At 45.3% G+C, this 23,641-nt stretch carries 19 protein-coding genes; 3 read left to right on the top strand and 16 right to left on the bottom strand.

Features of this window, described 5'->3' with window-relative positions:
- The first annotated feature begins 8 nt into the window (after positions 1–8).
- Entirely contained in the window at positions 9–2,714 is a 2,706-nt protein-coding gene (infB, locus tag GTU69_RS07760) for a translation initiation factor IF-2 (RefSeq protein WP_166169537.1), read from the top strand.
- Complete coding sequence (locus tag GTU69_RS07755; RefSeq protein ID WP_086195213.1) at positions 2,714–3,121, top strand: ribosome-binding factor A; 408 nt, start codon at positions 2,714–2,716, stop codon at positions 3,119–3,121. The genes infB and GTU69_RS07755 overlap by 1 nt, the downstream gene beginning before the upstream one ends.
- 121 nt (positions 3,122–3,242) lie before the next feature.
- On the opposite strand, the gene GTU69_RS07750 is transcribed toward GTU69_RS07755, so the two are convergent.
- The 16 genes from GTU69_RS07750 to GTU69_RS07675 all read right to left on the bottom strand — a co-directional run bounded on the left by GTU69_RS07750 (position 3,243) and on the right by GTU69_RS07675 (position 21,989).
- Positions 3,243–3,641: a Na+/H+ antiporter subunit G gene (locus tag GTU69_RS07750; RefSeq protein ID WP_166169535.1), complete on the bottom strand. Its 399-nt coding sequence runs from the start codon at positions 3,639–3,641 to the stop codon at positions 3,243–3,245.
- Positions 3,642–3,652: 11 nt separating this feature from the next.
- Positions 3,653–3,928 carry a monovalent cation/H+ antiporter subunit F gene (locus GTU69_RS07745; RefSeq protein ID WP_166169533.1) on the bottom strand — a complete coding sequence of 92 codons (276 nt, stop codon included), beginning with the start codon at positions 3,926–3,928 and terminating at the stop codon, positions 3,653–3,655.
- Positions 3,925–4,446, bottom strand: a complete 522-nt coding sequence (locus GTU69_RS07740; RefSeq protein ID WP_166169531.1) for a Na+/H+ antiporter subunit E — start codon at positions 4,444–4,446, stop codon at positions 3,925–3,927. Before GTU69_RS07740 ends, GTU69_RS07745 begins: the two co-directional genes overlap by 4 nt.
- 2 nt (positions 4,447–4,448) lie before the next feature.
- Positions 4,449–6,257: a monovalent cation/H+ antiporter subunit D gene (locus GTU69_RS07735; RefSeq protein ID WP_166169529.1), complete on the bottom strand. Its 1,809-nt coding sequence runs from the start codon at positions 6,255–6,257 to the stop codon at positions 4,449–4,451.
- Positions 6,257–6,622, bottom strand: a complete 366-nt coding sequence (locus GTU69_RS07730; RefSeq protein WP_166169527.1) for a Na+/H+ antiporter subunit C — start codon at positions 6,620–6,622, stop codon at positions 6,257–6,259. Before GTU69_RS07730 ends, GTU69_RS07735 begins: the two co-directional genes overlap by 1 nt.
- A gap of 1 nt (position 6,623) precedes the next feature.
- Positions 6,624–9,461 carry a monovalent cation/H+ antiporter subunit A gene (locus tag GTU69_RS07725; RefSeq protein WP_166169525.1) on the bottom strand — a complete coding sequence of 946 codons (2,838 nt, stop codon included), beginning with the start codon at positions 9,459–9,461 and terminating at the stop codon, positions 6,624–6,626.
- Between the two features lie 390 nt (positions 9,462–9,851).
- Positions 9,852–11,219, bottom strand: a complete 1,368-nt coding sequence (locus GTU69_RS07720) for an AAA family ATPase (RefSeq protein WP_166169523.1) — start codon at positions 11,217–11,219, stop codon at positions 9,852–9,854.
- Between the two features lie 30 nt (positions 11,220–11,249).
- A complete protein-coding gene (locus GTU69_RS07715) occupies positions 11,250–12,755 on the bottom strand; it encodes a UvrD-helicase domain-containing protein (protein WP_166169521.1) in 1,506 nt (501 codons plus the stop codon).
- 15 nt (positions 12,756–12,770) lie between these two features.
- Positions 12,771–13,553: a bifunctional phosphoribosyl-AMP cyclohydrolase/phosphoribosyl-ATP diphosphatase HisIE gene (hisIE, locus tag GTU69_RS07710; RefSeq protein WP_086195222.1), complete on the bottom strand. Its 783-nt coding sequence runs from the start codon at positions 13,551–13,553 to the stop codon at positions 12,771–12,773.
- A gap of 229 nt (positions 13,554–13,782) precedes the next feature.
- Complete coding sequence (locus GTU69_RS07705; RefSeq protein WP_166169519.1) at positions 13,783–14,862, bottom strand: patatin-like phospholipase family protein; 1,080 nt, start codon at positions 14,860–14,862, stop codon at positions 13,783–13,785.
- 163 nt (positions 14,863–15,025) lie between these two features.
- Positions 15,026–16,126: an autotransporter outer membrane beta-barrel domain-containing protein gene (locus GTU69_RS07700; RefSeq protein ID WP_166169517.1), complete on the bottom strand. Its 1,101-nt coding sequence runs from the start codon at positions 16,124–16,126 to the stop codon at positions 15,026–15,028.
- A gap of 63 nt (positions 16,127–16,189) precedes the next feature.
- Complete coding sequence (locus GTU69_RS07695) at positions 16,190–17,638, bottom strand: hypothetical protein (RefSeq protein ID WP_166169515.1); 1,449 nt, start codon at positions 17,636–17,638, stop codon at positions 16,190–16,192.
- Between the two features lie 203 nt (positions 17,639–17,841).
- The gene (locus tag GTU69_RS07690) at positions 17,842–19,461 is read right to left on the bottom strand and encodes an AarF/UbiB family protein (RefSeq protein WP_166169655.1); all 1,620 of its coding nucleotides are present in this window, start codon (positions 19,459–19,461) and stop codon (positions 17,842–17,844) included.
- A gap of 12 nt (positions 19,462–19,473) precedes the next feature.
- On the bottom strand, positions 19,474–20,160 hold the full coding sequence (locus tag GTU69_RS07685; protein WP_166169513.1) for a hypothetical protein: 687 nt from the start codon (positions 20,158–20,160) through the stop codon (positions 19,474–19,476).
- 11 nt (positions 20,161–20,171) lie between these two features.
- The gene (gene ubiE, locus GTU69_RS07680) at positions 20,172–21,116 is read right to left on the bottom strand and encodes a bifunctional demethylmenaquinone methyltransferase/2-methoxy-6-polyprenyl-1,4-benzoquinol methylase UbiE (RefSeq protein ID WP_166169511.1); all 945 of its coding nucleotides are present in this window, start codon (positions 21,114–21,116) and stop codon (positions 20,172–20,174) included.
- Positions 21,117–21,284: 168 nt separating this feature from the next.
- On the bottom strand, positions 21,285–21,989 hold the full coding sequence (locus GTU69_RS07675; protein ID WP_166169509.1) for a hypothetical protein: 705 nt from the start codon (positions 21,987–21,989) through the stop codon (positions 21,285–21,287).
- A 206-nt stretch (positions 21,990–22,195) separates the two neighbouring features.
- Between GTU69_RS07675 and GTU69_RS07670 the strand changes: the two genes are divergently transcribed.
- Positions 22,196–23,614 (top strand): phosphate--AMP phosphotransferase, encoded by a 1,419-nt coding sequence (locus GTU69_RS07670; protein WP_166169507.1) that lies wholly within the window; start codon positions 22,196–22,198, stop codon positions 23,612–23,614.
- Positions 23,615–23,641 lie beyond the last annotated feature (27 nt).

Below are 23,641 nucleotides of genomic sequence, written 5' to 3'. Positions count from 1 at the left end.
GGAAATATATGACGGACAAGTCGATTAAAGAGTTGGCTCTCAGCGTGGATCGCCCCGTTGAGAAGCTCCTAGAGCAGGTTCGTGACGCAGGTTTACCCCAACGTAAAGCTGAAGATATTATTTCCACTGAACAACAAAATACCCTCGTTAACCATTTGAAGAAAGTTCATGGTCAGGACGATGGGAATGCAGGAAAAATCACGTTGAAACGTAAAACAACCAGTACTGCTAAAGTGGCCAGTACATCAGGTAAGGCGAAAACAATTAATGTAGAAGTTCGTAAGAAGCATACATTTGTTAAGCCAGATCCGGAACAGATTAAAGCTGAAGCTTTAGCGAAAGCACAAGCCGAACAGAATTCGCGTGAAGCTGAGCAAAAGCCAGCAGCGAAAGCTGAAGAACCTAAGCAACAACCTGAATCTAAAGCAAAACAGGCTTTAGAAGCAATGCGTGCAGCAGCGAAGCAAGAAACTGCGAAGCAAGAAGTACCAAAAGCAGCGGTTGTGGTAAAACGCAAGTCAAACAACAAGCCGATTGTAAAACAGCCGGTTAAAGTGACTGAAACACCAGAACAGAAGAAAGCACGTGAAGCACAAGCTGCACAGTTAAAAGCAGTTGAAGAAGCAGCACGTCGTAAATCGGCTGAAGAAGCACAACAACGTACGCTTGAACAAATGCGTCAAATGGCTTCCAAGTATTCTTCTGAAGATGCCACGGCAACAATTCGTGTGATTGATGATTCTCCACTGGCTGCCGGTCTGGTTGGTCAGGCATATGAAGATTCTTTTGCGAAAGAAGACCGTGAAATTAAACGTGGTGGCAATACCACCAATGCGCGTGCACCGAAAAAAGGTGGTCGTCGTGGCGAAGAGCAATCTTTCCGTGATAACTCACATAAACGCGGTTTAAAATCAAGTCAGGCGAACAAGCATGGCTTTGAAAAACCAGTTAAAAAACAAATTTATGATGTTGAAATCGGCTCAACCATCATCGTAGCTGACTTAGCTGCGAAAATGGCAGTGAAGGTGCGTGAAGTTATCAAGGCACTCATGAAAATGGGTGAATTGGTTACTCAGAATCAGGCGATTGATCAAGAGATTGCAGCGCTTGTGGTGGAAGAAATGGGTCATAACCCAGTTCTAGTTTCTGATACTCAGGCTGAAGACAACTTGCTTGAAGCGGCTGAAGAAGCGCGTGGTGCTCAAACCACTCGTGCTCCTGTCGTAACCATCATGGGCCACGTTGACCATGGTAAAACATCGCTGCTTGACCGTATCCGTCGTACCAAAGTGGCTGCAGGCGAAGCGGGTGGTATTACCCAGCATATCGGTGCTTATCACGTTAAAACGGATAAAGGCATTATCACTTTCTTGGATACCCCGGGACATGCAGCGTTTACCGCAATGCGTTCACGTGGTGCGAAAGCGACTGATATCGTGGTGCTGGTTGTTGCAGCGGATGATGGTGTAATGCCACAAACTGCGGAAGCGATTGACCATGCACGTGCTGCTGGTACGCCAATCATTGTTGCAATTAACAAGATGGATAAAGAGTCGGCCGATCCTGACCGTGTATTGAACGAATTGACCACGAAACAGATCGTACCTGAACAATGGGGCGGTGATGTACCGGTTGCCATGGTTTCAGCACACTCAGGTCAAGGTATTGATGAACTTCTAGACCTGATTTCAATTCAAGCAGAATTGTTAGAGTTGAAAGCATCTGAAGAAGGTGCTGCTCAAGGTGTGGTCATTGAAGCACGTGTAGACAACAGCCGTGGTGCGGTAACGTCTATCTTGGTTCAAAACGGTACATTGAATGTAGGTGATCTTGTCCTTGCAGGTTCATCTTACGGTCGCGTTCGTGCGATGGTGGATGAAAATGGTCAACGTATCAAATCTGCAGGTCCATCAATTCCTGTAGAGATCTTGGGTCTTCCGGAAGCACCAATGGCCGGTGACGAAGTTCTTGTTGTGAATGACGAGAAAAAAGCACGTGAAGTTGCCGATGCGCGTATGGATCGTGAACGTCAAAAACGTCTTGAACGTCAATCTGCAATGCGTCTTGAGAACATCATGGCATCGATGGGCAAGAAAGATGTGCCTATTGTGAATGTGGTACTCAAAACTGATGTGCGCGGTACTTTGGAAGCATTACACGTGGCACTTGCCGAACTGGCAACTGATGAAGTGAAAGTACGTATTATTGGTTCAGGTGTCGGTGCAATCACTGAGTCTGACGTAACGCTGGCTGAATCTTCTGAAGCGGTATTGCTTGGTTTTAACGTTCGTGCCGACAATACTGCGCGTCAAAAAGCCGATGAAGACGGTATCGACATTCGTTACTACAGCATCATCTATCAATTGATTGATGACGTGAAAGCAGCAATGAGCGGTAAACTTGCTCCTGAACACCGTGAAACAATTCTGGGTGTGGCTGAAGTGCGTGAAGTGTTCCACTCAAGCAAATTCGGTGCGGCTGCAGGTTGTATGGTACTTGAAGGTGTATTGCACCGTAATAAACCAATCCGTATTCTTCGTGATGACGTGGTGGTGTTCCAGGGTGAGCTTGAATCTCTTCGTCGCTATAAAGAAGTGGTGGAAGAAGTTCGTGCCGGTATGGAATGTGGTCTTGCAGTGAAAGGCTATAAAGACATCAAAGCACAAGACAAGATCGAAGTGTATGATGTTCAATTGATTAAACGGAGTCTTTAATGGCGGGTAGTCAACGTCTGAAGCGTATGGCAGATTCAGTTCAGCGTGAGTTGTCTGAACTGATTCGCCAAGAGCTGAAAGATCCACGCCTGGGTGGTCTGGTGACCATCTCTGCGGTGAAAGTTAGCCCAGATTTAGGATATGCCGAAGTTTATGTGACTGTGATGGGGCGTGAGCTGGGCGATGAGCAAAGTGAAGCGGCAAACAAGGAAACGTTAGATGTCTTGAATAAGGCATCTGGTTTCCTGCGTCACGAACTCAGTCGTCGTATCAAGACACGTATAACGCCTCGCTTGCGTTTCCATTACGACAAAACCAACGCGTATGGCAACTATATGTTTGGTCTGATTGCAGAAGCAGTGAAGGATTTACCTCCAGCTGATGATGCAAAAAAAGATGATGAATAATCGCTAAAAAGAAAAGCCACCTTCGGGTGGCTTTTTTGTGGCGGAAAATTCTGTTCAGAAGAATAAATTTGTGTAAAACGGTATAAAATTTTAAGTTAAGTTTAGAACAACAAGAACGGTTTCAGCTGACATCATTATGTGAATCATCTTCTGTTTTGGGATTGCGACGCCGGGTACGTTGCCAGGGCAAGGGACGGTCAAGTGCTTCAGGTACTTCACCACTGGTTGAGCGTAAACGTAAGTGTAAGGCTGCTTGTGCCATTAAATTTGCAGATACGGGGGCTGTAATGAACGCCAACAAAGTCAATAACAGTTCGGCAAAACCAAAGCGTCCCTGAAAGGCTGAAAAGATCATGGCAGCAATGAGGAAACTGCCCAGACCCAGGGTACTGGATTTGGTCGGCGCATGCAGGCGCATAAATAAATCGGGCAGACGAACCATCCCAATGCCGCCCACCAGCATGAAGAATGAACCAATCAACAAAAAAATTGAGACCAGGATTTCCATGAGAAGTTGCATCACTGTTGCTCCTAATCGACCACATGGCCAGTGGTAAAGTAGCGTGCCAAGGCTGCGGTGGACACAAATCCAAGCATGGCAACCAATAAAGCTCCTTCAAATAAGGAGGTACTTGCCCAGTAGATACCCAGAATGACCACCAGACAGGTCGCATTCAGAAACAGGGTATCCAGTGCTAAAAGCCGGTCCACGATGGAAGGGCCAATCACCATACGGATCAGGCAAAGAAACATGGAAATGGTGATTGCGACCATACACAGACCAAGTGCATAAGGCAAAATAGTCATGAATCTTCTCCTAATTCCACATCAAAAATTTCAATCAGCGCTTTTTCATAACGATTTTTAATTTCGATAATATCGATTTCGGCATTATCGGTACTCAGGGCATGAACCAGAATATCACCACGATCGTGATCGATCCCTGCGGTCACGGTACCCGGCGTAGTGGTAATAATCAGGGCCAGCAATACATTGACCTGTTCATGCTGGGTTTCCAGAGGTACACGAAACCATTTCGGATGCAGTTTATGGGTGGGGCCAAGCACCTGTTTGGCCACTTTAATATTACAAACAATAATGTCCCATAACACCACAAAGAATAATTTGATAGCCAGAATCCAGTGAATATTTGGGGTGTTGCCAATAAAGGGTTTGACTAGATATGGAATGGCAATGCCCAGCAATAAGGCCATCAGCAAGGTTGCCGGATCCAGACTATGCGCCAGCATGATCCAGCTTAAGGCCACAATCACGGAGACGAAGGGATGCGGCAGCCAGCGGTCCAAAAACGATGTTTTTTGCATGTTTAAGGCTCCATCGGCTTGAGTTTGGCATCATCCGGATCAGTGGCTTGCTGGTCTTGCTGCTGCCTGATCTGGCGTTGTTTATATTCTGAAATGTGCTCACCTTCTAAAGTATTTTTCGAGATGATATACGGAATCAGATGCGCATTCGGATCGACGGTTTCACCGCCATATTTGGTTTCAGGTAAATTTTCAGGATTATAGGGCTGTACGCTAATCACCTGATTCAGGTCATCTTTGTATAAAATTGCATCTTCATACACAGCATTATTCTGGATCTGTTCAGCCGTTTTAAACATGTATTGCTGAATCGGATTTGCGCAAACCATATAGAGTACCAAGCCTGACAACAGCAGATAAATGGTTTTGTCATTGCGTATCGGGGCATGATTGGGTATGGCTTGATATGCTTTAAATGCTTCGGTTTCCGCTTGATCTTCAGGTTTGCTGGCACGCCAGAACAGAATGAATCCCACCCGGGTAAAGGCAATAATGCTGAGTAAACTCACTAGCAGCACCACCGCAATAATCACACCCTGATAAGGGGAATGTGAAGTCGCCTGCAAGATAAAAACCTTGCCTAAAAAGCCGCTAAAAGGCGGTAAACCCGCCATCATCAAGGCAATGAAAAAGTAGGTGAGGGACACTGCTTTGTGCTGTTTCATTTTCGGAGCGATGTTGAAATGATCTTTGAATGTACCGCGCTGTGAGGTAATCCAGCCACAGAGCAGATAAAACGCAGCGCCAATAATGGTGCTATGCACCAGATAATACAGTCCTGCAGCCCAGGCCAATGTATTAAATAATGAAATGGCAATCAGCAGCGTGCCAATCGAAGATAAAATCATAAAGCCGACAAAACGGCGTAAACGCTCCGCGCCAATGGCACCAATCACGCCATAAATCGAGGTGACCAAACCGATCGGAAGTAACCAGTTTGCCAGAATATCCTGACTGAAGCCATCATCAAAAATCGTGCCATTGACGCGAAGAATGGCATAGATCCCTACTTTGGTCATAATGGTGAAAATGGCAGCAACCGGAGTGGTGGCTACGGCATAGGTTTTTGGTAGCCAAAACCCGACTGGCAACATGGCAGCCTTGATGCCAAAAACCACAAATAATAATAAGCCGCCTGCCGCTGCTAAGATATGCTGGTCTCGTTCTAATAGCGGGATTAAACGTGCAACATCGGCCATGTTTAAACTGCCGACACTGCCGTAGATCATGCCTAAGCCAATCAGGAACAGCGCAGAGGCTAGCAGGTTGATGGTGACGTAGTGAATACCGAGTTGAAAACGGGCCTTGCCTTGTCCATGTAGCAGCAGGACATAAGAAGCCATCAATAGGATTTCAAAGAATACGAATAAATTAAATAAATCCCCGGTCAGAAATGCACCGCATAGGCCCATGAGTAAAAAATGGAACATGGCATGGAAATAACGCCCTTGAGTATCCCACGCGTGACTGGCAAACCATAAAATTGGGGTCGCTAGGGCATAGGTCAGCACCAGCATCAGTGCAGAAAGCTGATCCAGAACCAGCACAATACCAAAGGGTGCAGCCCATTCACTGAGGGTGTAGGTGCTAATTTGCCCGCTGCTGGCGAAGATTAAATACACGATGGCAGTGCCTAAGCCCAAGATTGAAGAGACATAACTAATGCCACGACGCCAAGGCTGCCGCCAATCATGGGCTAATGCACCTGTACCGGGATTGCCCAAAAGAACCAGTAAAAAGCCAGTAAATGCCGGAATTAAAATGCTAAATATTGGGGTGTGTTCAGTCCAGAACTGGATGAAGGCATTCATTAAGGCTCATCCTCGCGCGGGTCAATCGGGGTGATTTCTTCTTTTGAGTCGACATGGTCGGTACCGCTTTCATAACGGCTGCGTAAAGCCAGCTGGACAATAAAGGCCGTGGTGGCAAAACCGATCACAATAGCTGTCAAGACTAGCGCTTGAGGTAAAGGATCGGTCACTTTGCTGGTTTCAGTCAGTATAGCCGGGGCATTGATCTGAATTCGTCCCATGGCAAACAGGAATAAATTGACCGCGTAGCCAATCATGGCCAGTCCTAAAACCACGGGAAAAGTACGTGCACGCAAGATCAGGTAAATTCCCGTGGCAACCAGTAAACCAATGGCAGAGGCAAGTAAAAACTCTAGACTGATCATTTTATTCCCCCTTCAATACTGGACCAGACATGCTGGAGTGGCGTGAGTCACCCAGGACAGAAATCATCAACATGGTGGCACCCACCACTGTGACATAAACCCCGACATCAAATAATGCCGCTGAAGCCAGATGGATATCACCTAACAGGGGTGGAGCGATATGCACATGGGCACTGGTCAGGAATGGACGTCCCCAGAACCAGGCAGCCAGACCGGTCAGTCCTGCAATGCTTAGACCTGAACCAATCCAGATTTCATATAAACGGCCGGATTTGGCTCTTAGCATTTGTTCGGCCTGGTCTTGCCCTAAGGCAATGTACTGGATCACCAAGGCCAAAGCGGTAATCAGACCGGCAATAAAACCACCACCGGGCAGGTTATGGCCACGCAGGAAGATATACAGGCTCACCACCAGTGCCAAAGGCAATACCCAGGATGCGGTAATACGGAACATCAGCGGAGATGGGTTAAAGCGGTAGGTCAGCCCCTGGGTAATGGTGGTGCCATGTGCACGCATACCATCCATTAAACACAGTGCGCCAATCGCAGCGATACCCAATACGGTAATTTCCCCAAAGGTATCGAAACCACGGAAGTCGACCAGAATCACATTGACTACATTGGAACCACCACCGAGTGGCAGTGATTGCTGCATGAAGAACCATGAAATCGAGTTGTGATCACGGGTCAGCATCAGCCAGCTAATCCAGCCGATGCCCAGACCACCACCAATGGCAATCAGGGCATCGCGCCAACGCCGTGAAACGCTGGATTCATAAGGCGTGAGCTGTGGCAGAAGTGACAGACTCATCAGCAGCAATACCGTCGTGACCACATCTACCGTGATTTGGGTGAGGGCCAGATCAGGTGCAGACAAGGTCACAAACACCAGGGTCACGACAAGTCCGACTGCACCACTAATCAGCACGGCCTTAATCCGTTCATGGTGAAACCACAGCATCATCCAGCAGGCGGAGAACAAGAGCAGCCACAAGACAATGGCAATCGCGGGAGCATGGACGAGTTCACGTGTGCCTGTGGTCAGGCCTTGATTGATAAAGGGGATAGTGAGCAAAGCACCACTAAACACTACAATCCACATCAGATAGCTTTGCAGTGAACCATTTTCAGTTTGCCGTTTGAACTTGCGTGAACTCAGTAACAGATGTTTTAAAAATAAATCAAACAGCACTCTGCCCTGAAATTTTCCAAGCAGGGGATCGAGATCAATTTCCCTAATGCGACCGCCTTTGGCCAAAGCAAAATAGAAAATGATTCCGCCCAAAAGTGCAACAATACTCATCAGTAAAGGCAGGTTAAAACCATGCCAGATGGCTAAATGAGTGCCGGCAAAATCAGGCAGCTGCGTGCTGGCACGTGCAGTGGAATTGACAATGTTTTCCACCAGCAGCGCAGGTACCAGGCCGACCAGAATACATAAAACCGCCAGCAGTATGGCGGGTACACGCATGCCCAGCGGCGGCTCATGTGCTTGCCGGTTCGGGACCCCTGCGCCAATCGGACCATCGAAAAATACCCCATGCACTAAACGGACCGAATAAGCCACGGCAAAAATTCCGGCCAGGGTTGCCAGAATGGCAGAAACAATAAGCACAGGACCTGAAAGGCTGGTCAATAGTTCAGTAAAGAACATTTCCTTCGACAGGAAGCCATTGGTCAGCGGCACACCGGCCATAGAGGCGGCGGTGATCATGGTCAGGGTGGCAGTAAAGGGCAGGAGTTGCCAGATCCCACTAAGCTTACGCAAATCACGGGTTCCGGTTTCATGGTCAATGATCCCGGCGATCATGAACAAAGCCGCTTTAAAGGTGGCATGGTTAATAATATGGAAAATAGCAGCAGCAATTGCCAGTGGTGAACCTAATCCCAGTAAGCACACAATCAGGCCTAAATGACTGATGGTGGAATAAGCCAATAAGCCTTTTAAGTCTTCCTTGAAAATGGCAAAGAAGGCAGCCATACATAAGGTGAACAGGCCCACGAAAGTCACGATATTGTGATACAGGGCTGCACCGACAAAAATTGGCGTAAAACGTGCCAGCAGGAAAATTCCGGCTTTGACCATGGTGGCAGAGTGCAAATAGGCCGAAACCGGCGTCGGAGCTGCCATGGCATTCGGCAGCCAGAAGTGAAACGGGAACTGGGCACTTTTGGTAAAAGCTCCTATTAAAATCAGCAGCAAGCTTGGAACAAATAGCGAGTGACTTTGAATTTGATCCTTCATCGTCAAAATCTGGTCAATCTGATAGGTTCCGGTGATTTGACCGAGCAGAATGAAACCGCCCAGCATGGCCAGACCACCCATGCCGGTAATGGTCAGAGCCATACGTGAACCGCGCTGTGCCGCTTCGTAATTGCTCCAGTAAGCGACCAGCAGAAAGGAGGAAATACTGGTCAGTTCCCAAAAAATAAGCAGTAAAATTAAATTGTTAGAAAGTGATATCCCCAGCATGGAGGCCATGAACAGCATCAGCAGAAGATAGAGTTTGCTTAGAGAATTTCTAGGATTTAAATAATAATAGGCATAAATATAAATGAGCGTTCCGATCCCGCTAATCAGCAAGCAAAACAACAGGCCTAAGGCATCCAGACGAAAGCTTAAGTCAATGCCTAACTGGGGTAACCAGGCCCAGGTTTGTGTCATTGTTCCGCCATTAAACACATCTTTGGCTTGCAGCAGTAACAGGGTCAGACTACTCAGGCTGACCCCTAAGGCGGCTAAAGCCGTTAGCCCGCGTGAAAATTTCAGCCACGAGACAAGGGTTGTGCCTAGTACTAACGGTAGCAAAATAATAATCGGTAGCACACTCATATCCAAAGTCGTGAGTTAGGCTATAAACACCTAAGCGTGAATCTTATCTTCCAAGGATTACAGGAATGCAAAGAACAATCCAAACTTCTCAATCTTGAAAGCCGGTTTGAGTTAAAAAATGAAAAACAAGCTGTGTTGCGCAACCTGTAAAAAAGTCATAGTAGAATCGGATTTTACTATTAAACTTTAAATATACATGATCTTATTGCATGAGTAAAACAACATCAATTACTTTTGCGCGCACACTCGGGTTTGTTGACATTTCATAAATACTTGCCTGACTTATTATACGCCCCTGCATGCTTGAGGGGCGTAGCGTGTTTAGCCAGATGCAATGCTAAACAGGATTTTTTAAAGAGATACTGAGTATTTTCGAATACCATTCAAATTGTTGTGTCAGGAGATAGGATGAGAGGGAGAGGTAGCATCCTGCTGTTGCATTAAGTGCAATAATTCTGTTTGTTGTTCGGGGGTTAAATATTGCTGGATCTGCTCTAACAGGCTTTGTGGGGTCATGCTTTCTGATTCAGGCTCAGTTAAGGCATCGGCTTCAATCACTTCCTCATTAAACACCAGATTTTCATAAATCGTGTCAAACTTTTCCTGTAACGGCTGTAGCTGCATATCAAACAGCTGCTTATGTTCCAGTTTTAAACATTGATATTCCACTGCATGTTCTAGTAATTCCATGCGGTTTCCGGTAGCAATAATCTGCAGACGCGGAAAAGCCTGATGCAGGCGCTGTAAAATTACTTGCGAGGTATTTTGATCCAGCTGGTGGTCAATGGCATCAATCAGCAAAATGCCGTCGCCTTCCAGACAGGGATATAAACTTTTGGGATTGAGCAGGCACAAACGCCGTACAATATCTCCCACCAGGGCGATCCAGTTTTTAACACTGTTGGAAAGTTGCTGATAGAGCATGGTTTTTCCCGCATAACTCACCATCAGTTGCAATTTAGGCTGATACTGCACATAAATGTCTTCAAAATTGGGAAGAACGGTGCTCAAAGCCTGTTTTAAAGCGTCCAGACTCGGCGCGTTCATTTGCTTTTGTGCATTGACCAATTGTTGTAAAAAATCTTTGTCTTTATTTTTCTGGATGGACGAATTGGTAATGAGCTGCTGAAACAGCTGCGCAATCTGAGCATTTTCAATATCGCTGATTTCACGAAACCATTCAAAGAAACGGCTAAAGGTGGTATAGGGAATGCTGGAAATTTCATAGGCATGTGAAGCCTGAAACACTACCGGATTATTTTTGCTCTGAATATTCATTTCATGGACAAAACGTTCTGCCGGGTAATAGGCAATCAAGGGCAAGCCTTGCTGCTGATCGTGCTTCAGCGCGTTATGATAGAGTTCCACCAGATTGTCTAATTGCTGGGGTTCGGCTTTGCTGGTGCCAATGCCATGACTATTTAAAGTTTTATAAATCTGCCAGTCACACGTCGTCAGGGTCTTGTCCCCCGCTTCGCTAGAGGCATTTAAAGTCCCAATATCGGGAGGAATCTGAACCCGAATATCAATTTTGGATTGCAGGCGGGTAAACATGATGTCCTGATCCTGCATGACCACACCGGCAGCACGCGAGTCTTTATAACGGGCTGCAAACCAGGTGAGTGCCTGATAGGTAAATTTTAAAATACCGGTTTTACCGGAGCTTTGATCACCCAGAATCAGGGTGATGGGTTTGTCATTAAATTTCAGCTTGAGATCGGCAAAATGAAGCGCATGTTTGAGTTGAATGGAGTCAATTTTCATAAAACACCTGCCTTGCAGCTAAAGCGAAACTTATTCTCCCACAGCTTTACGCAGCGAGACTGGCATTTGCTTTTTCAGCTGTTGTACCAGATCGTAAATGTGGTGAATATTTAAACTTACTTTAGCACGTGTACAGGCCACGTAAAGCAATCTTAACTCTTCGTCACTAATTTTATGGTCTTTTTCATTGACCTTAAACTGATAGTCATCTTCGATATGCACACGGTCCCATTCCAAGCCTTTGGCCTTGTGGGCGGTCGAGATAATGTAGTCGGCCTGTTCAATCGGGGTAATTTTGGCTAAGGCTCTTTTGAGTGGGTCGGTGCCGTGATCATCCACCAATTTTACCAGCGGTTTAATGTCACTGCCATCATTGGTTTCACAGTATTCATGCACATCATGCCAGGAATTAAACCAGGCCAGTTCAGGTACATCGGTCACGCGACGACCCTGTTTCAGCATGCTGGCTGCATCAACAAAACGGTTTAGTCTGACATGATCAGCCTGCAAACTGACCTTGTCACCATGCACCAGTCCGGAAAGCAGCAATTCCATCGCGCGGGCATTGGTACGGCACAAAATTGCATCGCGCTGTTTGGTATGCGGTTTATTCACCACTTTGGAACTCAGTAACGGATTGCCGAGCAAGGGCACGGTTTCGTTTAATGCACCTAAAATGGCGTTGGCATTTAAGGCAATCTCTTCACCAAAACGGAACGAGGTGGTCAGGCGTGATTCAGGCAGTGGCAATTGTTGCATGGCATTAACAGCACCGCGCCAAGCATAAATTTGTTGATGGGCATCGCCGACATAAATGACCTGGGTGTTTCTTTGACGCAGCAAAATTCCGAGCATCAATGGGTCTGCATCTTGTGCTTCATCAAACAGCACATAGTCGGCCGGGATATTCGGTTCAGACAGCGCCCAAAGCTTTAAATAAATATCATGTCCTATACCGGCTTGATGACTGGGATCAATTGATTCTAACCAGCGCCGTTCAATGGCCGGATAAAGATGCTTCTGTAATTCTTCAATATCGTCCGGATGCAACCAGCTCGGTGCCTGCAGATGTCGTGGTGCCGGATACTGCGAACTGGTCGAGCAGAAATAACTGACTGCATTGGCCACCAGACTGGCGAGACGCGATGGCATCATGACATATTTTTCATAACGGCCGCCCATCATCCGGCGCAGAGTAATCGGTTGTAGCCGGTATTCCTTGGCAATAAAGCTCGGACTTAAACGCGGCAAGCGAAGTTTGTCGGTGACACCGCGTGGCACACTGCGAAAAGCCAGCGAGTGAAAGGTCCGGCAGTCGACATTGCGATGAAATTTACTTTGTGCTTCTGCTGCAATGGCTTTGTTAAATGCCAGATACATGCCACGGCGCTCGGGCATGGCATCACTGATCATTTGCAGGGTGGTGGTTTTACCTGTGCCAGCATAGGCAATCACCTTGAAGGAATTGCCCAGACGCGCATTATCTATAGCAAGCGCTTGCTCGTAGGTGGGATTGGGCTTTTTAGATACTGACACAGTAAAAAGACTGAATTAATGCTGACGATTGGCTTTTTCCACCAGGCCAGACAGGCCTTGGCGACGCGCCAGCTCGTTTAATACCAGTTGTGGGTCGAGGTCGAAATAACCCAGCATCACAATGGTGTGGAACCATAAATCGGCAACTTCGTAAATCAGGTCGTTTTTATTGTCTGTATTGGCTTCAGATTTAAAATCTTTGGCGGCGATGATGGTTTCAACGCTTTCTTCACCGACTTTTTCCAGAATTTTATTCAAGCCTTTGTGATACAGTTTGGCGACATAAGATGAATCCGGATCGGCTTTCTTGCGCTCTGCCATCATCTGGCCCAAATAGTCTAGAACTTCGACCTGTTCAGACTGGGCAGTCGAGGCATTCATGGCCAGGGTATGTGGGTTGGTTGATTTTTCAGCATAAATCTGGCTTGGATCTTTCAACTGTGCATCGACAATTTCCCAGCCATTTGCGGTCAATTTGCGATAAAAACATGATTCACGACCAGTGTGGCAGGCAATACCGCCGTGCTGTTCAATCTGCAAAATAATCACGTCGGCATCGCAGTCCAGACGGATTTCATGCACAGTCTGGAAATGACCCGATTCTTCACCTTTGTGCCATAACTTGTTGCGTGAACGGGAGAAATACACGGCCTGATTTTTCTCGGCAGTGAGCGCCAAAGCCTCCCGGTTCATCCAGGCCACCATCAGGACACGTCCGCTTTGATGATGCTGGGCAATGGCAGGGATCAGACCTTGTTCGTTAAATTTTACTTCATCGAGCCATTGCGCGTTGTTCATGAGAATTTCACCAAAAATATGTTCAAAATGGAAAACAGCGAATCAAAATCGCAGCTGTATAGTGTACGTGATTAGCGGCTGTTTGAGAAAAAAATATACGTATGAACCTTTTGATTTCTGATTCAAGAGGTTCAGGTGCTTTATTCACCAAGAATTTTATAATATTACAAGCATAGGAAAATAAACTGATTCATTCATCAAGCGCCTATAGTTTTTCCTCTACTTACTTTTATAAATCCTGCATCAGCTGCGGAAAGTTCTGTTTTTCCACCATTTCCAAAAACTCATCCCCCATGCGCTGGCTTTCTGCTATCGATTGATTCCACATTTGAATCCGCTGTTTCTGGTCCAGCCCTTTTAAAGTGAAATCTTTACGATCCGGCAAGCGACCGAGCGGTAAGGACTGTAAATATTCGGCAGAAGGGGAAAGTAGTAAAGTCCGTGCCTGATTTTCCGGATTGGCCTTGCGCTTTTTCAACATCTTGTCAAACCAGCCCGGAGTAATGCTGTCGCTAAAATGCGGATACAGCACAATGCCCTGGCTCTGAAACGGCAGGTCAAGGTGATAATCAATTAAACCCCCATCACGGTAACTGCCTTTCGGGGCATCGGGAATATCGCGGATTGCAGCCATCACTCCGGGAATAGAAGCTGAAGCCATCAGCCAGGAGGTGACATTGCTGAGATTTAAAGCTTGATAATGCGTGGTAAATTCATCATCGACTTTAAATTGTGTCCCCATTTCCGGTTGGCTGATTACCCTTTGCATAAACAGACGGTTGTGTTTACGTGCCACAGCATTACTGCCAATAATTCCAGCAACCGATGCCAGTAAAGGCAGAGATCTGTCACTCTGGAAAATGTGCTGGGCTTTGACCGAGATGACGGTCAGATGATAGTCCGGATGCTCAACCAGCTGCTGTTCTTTGCCTTGCACCAGATCGAGCAGCATGTTACGGCAAATTTGCCCCACTTCCTGACGTGACATTTTTTTATGGAAATACAGGTTGGTATAAAGCTCCGCAAGACGCTCAGTTCCTTCTTTTGCACCCCAGGCAGCAATACTGGCAAAACGCCAGCTACCGATGGATGAACCAATCAGGGTTCTGCGCTGTGGCGCTTGTGCCAGGAAATTGCCAAAAATGGCTTGGTCCAGACCCTGAATGCCAAGGCCTTTGGGGCCACCTGCTGCACCGGGAACAATATCGACAAAATTCGCCTGCAAACCTTCTTTTTCAATCAGTTGGCGTGCCAACCGGCCAGCACGGACATTTAAAGAAGAAGGGCGTTTTTGCAAGATTTGCGTCATGATCTATCATTCAATCTACAGGTGTGCAGTTATTTTAATCTGTCTGGGATACGCAACAATGGCGAGATCATTCAGTGAATGACTGATGAGTCAGTAAAAATAAAAATCCGCATCTTACGTAAAGCTGCGGATCGATAAACGGTTTTTTAAAAGGATTTTAAGCCTAGAACATACGGATATTGAGCCCTAAAGAAGCCAGTCCATAACGTTTATCTAGGCGTGATGCCGTGACCCCGTTATAGAGAAAGGGAATATTGCCAACAAAGTTGTTCTGATAGATTTCACCCTGCAAGAAAGCAGTGATCTGTGGAGTAAAATCGTAGCTGAATTTTACGCCAAGAGTATGATTATCTTTAATCGGAGCGTTACCAAAATTACTCACGCGATCATCAATATCATTACGCCATAAGCGCTGGTATTGATAGGCAATTTGGCTTTCAAACTGTTTATAGCGCCAGTTCCATGAGCCGCCTAGGCCTGCATAATAACTATCGTAATTCAGGTCTTTTTGCATATCGAGGCCAAATTGATCAGCATATTGCCCGACATCAATATCACGCACAATTAATCCGTCAATCAGACATCGGCCAATAGGAGTACCAGTTACTTGATTATTGGAGTTAATATTGATATTTGCTTTACAGTCACGTCCCTCGCCTGTTAGATGAACCATTAGATCAAGTTCATCAACTTTGACCTGACTGTATCCTAACGATCCAAATAAATTGATTTGATTCATAAAATCAATTTTATGGGTGTAGATAGTATCTAACTGAATTTGCATATCGCGCGGGTTAGAAACTGTAACTTCATCAATCTTACGACCATTGACCAGAGTAGGGGTAGATTTGCTTACTTCATTTGCCTTGTTACCCCAGAAAGAAAGCTTAAATGCAAGATCAGAGTCATCTGTAGAAAGGCTTTCGGGCGTATAAGTCAAACCTAATGCAGTAGTATTTAGTTTATTTGTATCTTGGGCAAACTCGATTTCACGATGCCAGTAATCAGCATTTATAGACCATTCTGGATATAGTTGGTACTGAACATTCAGATGTCCACCGATATAATCTCCTGAATCTCCTTTCACACCCTCACTTTCTCGTAAATTCAGAAAGTCTACAGTGTCATTGACTAAATCTAAACTTATATTGGTGGTGAGCTTATTTTTAGCAGGAGTCGCTTGTAAAAACAAATCATCAGGTGCAGCATAGCTATTAGAAAAAATTAATGCCACAGAGATAAAAAGTAATGATTGATTTTTCAACTTGAATTACCAGATAGGAAGTTAGAGAAAAGCCAGTGATGATCACTGGCTTTTTAGTTGAGATTATTGGATTACAAAGTAGCCTGTAGAAGTATATCCACTAAAGACAGTTGCAGGTTTATTTGGAATACCAAATTCACCTAGGTTCAATCCTAAGGTTGCAGAGACTGGATAAACGGTTGGAGCTACAAAAACAGATACATCAGCATTTACTAGGTTGCTTGAAGCGATCAGATTTTTATAATTATTATACGGTTGACTTAAAATTGGGAATGCCGCAGTTAGATCTGTTAGAGCAATTGAGGTTCCTAAGAATTCTGTATCTTCCGCAACTTCAAATGAGCCTTTAGGTGCATTTGCTAACGTAGTTGCAATTTCAATTACAGTACCTTTAGGGATAATGATTTTGCTAATAGCAGTAGTATTATTAAACGAAACTTTTACATTACTGATATAAGCCGTTAAAGTTTCAGGTTGGCCATTTTGGCCAATTGTAGCAGTTGCTTTTAAACCTAATTTAATAGAATCAGTACCTGTAGCGAATTTATTTAAATTGAATGTCACTTGAGTTAGAGAATCAATTGCATTCTTATCAAGTGATAGACGTGCATCACTTCGAGAATCAATAATGTCTTGAATATTTTTATTTGCAATGCTTAGTCCACTATAGCTAGCAGATACAATGTTATCCTGAATTTCACCAATAACGGTAGAGTTGTCAGTTAAATAATCTTCTAAATTACCAGTGCTGCCAGTTGAAGTGAGGGCAGTATTGATAATGGTAGTAACAGCTTCTACCTTGGTTTGACTTGCAGTTAAAGCTTGTTGAACATTGGTGTCGGTTGTAGATGCTATAGCAGCGGTGAACACGGCTGCGACCGCATTAGAATCTACGCCTGAGTTAGTAAGAAGTTGTGTTGTAGCAGAAGCAGTTTGAATAGCTTGGGCAGCTTGCTCAAGTGTTAAACCAGAATTTTCAAGTTGAGTGAAAATTTGTTGTAATACGAATACAGCTGCCTTTTGTTCATTTGAACCTTCTGTAATTGGGTCAAATGTCGTTACGTCTTCATTTAGGCTAAAGCCTAAGTTTGCGAGAACTTGAGCAAACTCTGCTGCTGGAAGCTCTGCTTGCAAAGTTGTCAGAGGGCTTGCAACAATTTCAGTAGTTGATGCTGCTTGATAGTTATTAGATTTAACTTTTAATTGGCCTTGGAAGGGAAGCTTGGTCACTGTATCAATACCGCCGGTAATAATGAAACCAGTTTCCTGACAGTTTCCTGTAGTTTTAAAAGTAAATTTACCATCTTGATCCGTTTTCAGATCTGGATAAGCGGCTTCACATTCAGGGTTTGTAAAATTAACATCTGCCCCTGCTATATAGAAGTCAACAGCGGCTCCGGAAATTTCTTTGGAGGAAAACCCAGGAGTTGATGAGCTACTCCCACCACCACAAGCCGCCAATAATGAAGTTGCAATTGCTAATGTTGTTAGTTTAAAAGTTCGATTGAACATAGTATTCCCTAAAGCCTAAGTTTTAGTTATGAGTGATGCTTAACTTTATAACAAAAAAATGGTTAAAAAATAAGTGAAAAAAACACCTAAATTGAACTAAATGCAACAAATCATTATAAATAATAATTGAATAATCACTTTAGATATTATGAAAAAAATCAGCCCATTATAAACGGGCTGATATTATTTTTGAATAGAGAATCTTATTTCGCAATTCGCCAGACAGCCAGCAAGCTCACAAGTATGATCAGAATAATAGATACATACCATGGTGCAATAATCGCAATGGATAGCAAAATGGCCATAATGCTGCCAAAAATCCAGCTGCGTTTTTGCTGATGTTCCATTTGCAGACGCATGCTTTGCAGTTCATGCAATTGTTTGGAATGCCAGGCGGACTGGTTTTTTAAACCATTCAGGCTGTCAATCATCAGACTTGGTAAATCCTGTGCACCCAGCAGAAGGTCTGGAATTTGCTGACCAATTTCCTTCATGTTTTTCACTGGGTTCATATTGACTTTAATCCAGTCAGTTAGAATCGGTTTCGCCAGTTTCCAGATATCAAGGTCCGGGTAGAGGTCGGTGCCCAAACCTTCCACATGAACCAGTGTTTTCAGCAATAACATCAGCTGCGGAGGAATTTCCAGATGGAAACGGCGGGCGATATCCATCACTTGAATCAGGATGCCGGCAAAGTCCAACTCGCTCATCGGTTTTGATACCATTGGACCTACGGTGCGACGCATTTCACGGGCCAGAGCATCCTGGTCGGTACCCGGTGGAATCCAGCCAGCTTGATGCACAATCTGAATCAGCTGCATAAAGTTGCTGTTCATGACCGCAAGTAACATGCGTGCTACGGTCATCTGGTCATGCTTGGATAGCTCACCCATAATCGCGCAGTCCAGTGCAATAAAGCGCGGATTGGCTGGATTAATGGTTTCGACAAACACGTTACCTGGGTGCATGTCGGCATGGAAGAAGTTGTCACGGAACACTTGGGTAAAGAAAATGGTCAGGCCTTTTTCTGCCAGGTCCGCACGATTCATACCCATCTGGTCAAAAGTCGCGGTATCAGAAATCGGAACCCCGGTGATGCGTTCAGCAACCATGACATCTTTGCTGTCCATATACACTTCAGGCACATACATCATGCTAGAGCCGGTGAAGTAATGGCGCATGCGACGGGTGTTATCTGCTTCCAGGGTCAAATCCAGCTCATTTAAAATGATCTGACGATAGTCCTGAATAATTTCCGATAAATGCAGGGCACGTGCGGCTTCCAGACGTTTTTCCAGCGCTGCTCCAAGCCAGTCCAAAATTTCAAAATCTTGCAGAATTTGCGTGCGAATGTCGGGGCGCGTGACTTTCACCACTACTTCGCGGCCATCATGCAGGGCGGCCGTATGGACTTGTGCAATCGAGGCAGCGGCCAGTGGTTGAGCATCGAATCGGGCAAATAGCGTGTTGACATCGGCTTTTAGTGATTGCTGAATTCGTGTTTTAGCTACATTGCTGTCAAAGGGCTTGACCCGGTCTTGCAGTAATACCAGCTGTTGTAAAACTTCAGGTGGCATCAGGTCGCGACGGGTTGAAAGCAGCTGTCCCAATTTAATCGCCAGCGGCCCCATTTCTTCTAAAGCCTGTTTCAGCTTGAGGGGATTTTTACGCTCACGACTGGACCATGCTGCAGGGTGCATGCGAATGAAACTTAAAGCATGACGGGCTTTTTCCGGTAATTCTTCCGCAGGAAACAACGTGTCGAGTCTATAGTGCGCGGCGATGCGCCAAAGTTCGAGTAAACGTGAAACGTGCGGAATCATAAATCTCATTACCTAATCTTGAGCTGAAGCAGGAGCTGTATCTAAAGTATCAATCTGTGCCTGAAGCTGTTGAATCTTGGCTTCAGCACGGTCTAAATTTTGATTGAAAATTCGGGTATCTTGTTGCAGATCGTCCATTTGCCAACGTGCAGCAAATAAACCTGTATCTTCTTTTAACGCATCTTCAGCAAAGAATAAATAACTTTCTAAGGAACGTTTTAAATGTTTTGGTGCCAGCTGGATTTTACCCAGTTCATGAGCAAGGGCAGGGCCAATCCACGGACTTAAATGGGCAGCCAGATCAGGTTCGGCCTGTTGCAGAATGCGTTGAATATCCTGCAATAGGTGATAGTCACCCTGCAGCGGAATATTGCCGACATCATCTGCCAGCAGCAGTTTGATTAGCTCAACCACATTTTTAACCTGTAAGGTTGCGGTGGCTGGCATAATAGATGTTTGTTGCGGGTCAAACGGGCGTTGCTCAAAAATGGACGGACGTTCTGCCTGACCGGTGATGGTCGGTTCCAGACGAACTTTATTTTCGTCAAAAAACACATCGACAGACAGTTGCGGTGAATCAATCACCACCCGCAGCATCTTGCCTTGCAACTGATTGAGCTGGATACGGGTAATGGCATCCAGATCAATCACATGATGAATTAACCGTTCAACTGCACCCAGTGCCAGAATCGACCACATAGTATAAAACCTTAAAGTTTAAAGCCGCGGTGAACCGCCACAATACCACCCGTCAGGTTGTGGTAATCACAGTTCTGGAAGCCGGCATTTTCCATCATCCCTTTTAAGGTGCGTTGGTCTGGATGCATACGGATGGATTCGGCTAAATATTTATAACTTTCAGAGTCGTTGGCAATAATTTTACCCATGATCGGTAAAGCCGTGAACGAATACAGGTCATACAGTTTAGAGAATGGCTCGAATACAGGTTTAGAGAATTCAAGTATCAATAAACGGCCACCTGGCTTAAGCACACGATACATCGCAGAGAGTGCTGCATCTTTATCGGTCACATTACGTAAACCGAAGCTGATGGTCAGTAAGTCAAAACTGTTGTCTGCAAATGGCTCTAACGTTTCAGCATTGGCCAAAACGAAGTCTACATTGGTACAACCGGCATCAGTCAGGCGGTCACGACCGACGTTCAGCATCGATTCGTTAATGTCCGACAACACCACATGACCGGTAGGACCCACTTCACGACTAAAGACTTTGGCCAGGTCCCCTGTACCGCCGGCAATATCCAGCACATGCTGACCACGACGTACGCCCGACATATTAATGGCAAAACGTTTCCAGAGACGGTGAATACCGAAAGACATCAGATCATTCATGATGTCGTATTTGCTGGCAACCGAATGGAAAACTTCCGCCACTTTCTGGGCTTTATCTTCACTGCTGACGGTCTGGTAACCGAAGTGGGTAGTCGGACCGACATTACCGGTATTGGCACCACGAGGCAGATTGTATTTGGGTACTGAACCGGTCACTGGCGTATCGGTTAACTGTTGTTGTAAAGATTGTTGCTGACCTTGTGCAGTGCCTTGTGGAAGAGGCTCAGTTAAGAAAGGACTCACTTTGTCTGTATTTTGTGCCGGCTCAGGGGTAGAGGGAGGCGTTTGCTTTTCGTTAGACATTAGAGTCACTCCTAACATAAAAATAGGGTTAATGTTGCAGTGCTTGCATGATGACAGATTCTAGGACGTTGTACAGCAATCCGCATGCAATTGTTATGAATAATATACATAAAATCTGCTCTGTGTTTTTATTCACTGCGCAATTTGTTATTTCCATCACAACATAATTTACTGAAACGGGTGAGGATCGCCTGCGTGAACCTTATGGATAATCTGACGTTCAACCGCGGTAAAATCCTTCACGAATTTCTCAGCTGACTTTAACGGTTTCATGGCCAAAAAGCCATCCTGCATAAATTCATACATGATGTTGAAATTATATTTGCTGGCTGCTCCCTTACACATTTTAAATGCAGTCTGAACCATAAACGAGCGCATGTATTTATCCAGGCTAAAACCCAGCTGGTCGAGTAAATCCAGCTGTTTTAAACGAGACTGCCCCTGATCGAGTTTTAGATAAGTCAAACGCATCATCTCATCGTTTAAAGCTTCGTGCGGATGATAATCTTCAAGTAGCTGCATGGCCACCTGTTCATCCAGCTGTACCGCTAAAATGGCTAAAGATACCCCTGATGTACCTGTTTTCACTGCATTTTCAGGAATCAGCTTTTCAGCCTTGTGTGCATATTTCATCAAGCGGGCAATCTGCTCAGCCAGTGCGTCAAAATCTGGACCGCCATAGAGACGGTTCAGAAAATACTCTGACATCAATACATTCTGCTTTTCAGCAAACTGTTTACTATGGGTGGCCTGCATGCGCTGTTTTTGCCAGGCCTGTACATCTTGCAGGCGCCGAAAAATGTCAGGATTTTGATGATAATTCAATTGATAATACAATTCTAAAAGATCATCCAATGCAGCCAGTTTAGACATGCTGTGTCTCTATTATTTTTTAGATGGCTAAATATTAGAGCGAGACGGGCAAAGTCGCTATGACAAACAGCAAGAAAAATGGTTTAAATTAAGTCAGTTTGCCGAGAATCGCAGCAATTCTGAGCAACATAAACACTATGTGTTCAAATTCAGTCTGGGATTATGCTTGAATAGACTGAAATTTAGAAAAAAGGATAGGGGAAAAGATGACACTGAAAAAAACAAAAAATCTGCTGCTGGATGAAGATGAACTTTCCCTGAATTTGATTGAAGCACAATATCAGTTAAGAAATACCCGTGGTCAGAGTAATGCCAAAAGCGTACTGGTGCTGGTCAATGGCATTGAACTGGCTGGAAAGGGAGAGGCGGTGAAGCAGCTGCGTGAATGGGTCGACCCGCGTTATTTACTGGTTAAGGCTGATGCCGCCAACATGTTCAATAACACACAGACCTACTGGCAGCCGTATGCAAGCTTTATTCCTGCCGAAGGCCAGCTCATGGTGTTATTTGGCAACTGGTATAGTGATTTGCTGGCCACCGCCCTGCATGTATCCAAGCCTTTGGATGAATCGCAGTTTGATACCTATATTGCCAATATGCAGGCTTTTGAGCAGGACTTAAAAAATAATCATGTCGATGTGGTGAAGGTCTGGTTTGACCTGTCCTGGAAATCTTTGCAGAAGCGAATGGATAATCTGGATCCCCATGAAGTGCGCTGGCATAAATTACATGGTCTGGACTGGCGTAATAAAAAGCAGTACGACAGTTTGCAAAAGCTCAGCCAGCGTTTTACCAAGGACTGGAACATCATTGATTGCGAGGATGAAAAATTACGTAATCAACAATTTGCACAGATCATTTTGGCGGCTATGAAAAACTGTCCGGAGCATTTGAGAGAAGTAGAAACCGAATGGAAACAGGCGCCTGTTCCAGAGTTGTTACTGCATCCAGAAAATCAGGCCACGACCAAAGAAGACTATAAAAAAGAGCTGAAAGAACTATCGGTAAAAGTAGCCGAGGCGCTACGTTTTGATGACCGTAAAGCCATTATTGTATTTGAAGGTATGGATGCGGCAGGTAAGGGCGGTACCATCAAACGGCTGGTAAAAAATCTTGATCCGCGGGAATATGACATTCATAGTATTTCGGCTCCTGAACGATATGAGATGCGTCATCCGTATTTGTGGCGTTTCTGGACCAAGTTGCAGACCGATGAAGACATCCGGATTTTTGACCGTTCCTGGTATGGACGGGTGCTGGTGGAACGAGTGGAGGGACTGGTCAGTGAGCATGCGTGGCAGCGGGCGTATGATGAAATTAACCGTTTTGAAAGGGATCTGGCCAATAGTCAAACCGTAGTGATCAAATTCTGGCTGGCGATTAGCAAGGATGAGCAGGCCGCCCGTTTTAAAGCCCGTGAAGAGACGCCAAACAAACGCTTTAAAATCACTCCAGAGGATTGGCGCAATCGGGAAAAATGGGATGCTTATTTGGATGCAGCTGCGGATATGTTCGAACATACCAGCACCACTTATGCACCGTGGCATATTATTGCCAACGATGACAAAAATACCGCACGTTTGGAAATACTCAGAACCATTTTAAAACAGCTGAGAACCAATTAGGTTCTCAGCCGCAAGCGGAATTTTTTA

It is taken from the genome of Acinetobacter sp. SA01 (assembly GCF_011319235.1).
Lineage (GTDB): Bacteria > Pseudomonadota > Gammaproteobacteria > Pseudomonadales > Moraxellaceae > Acinetobacter.
The sequence above is the reverse complement of the archived record's forward strand: the minus strand, read 5'-3'. Positions and strand labels throughout refer to the sequence as shown.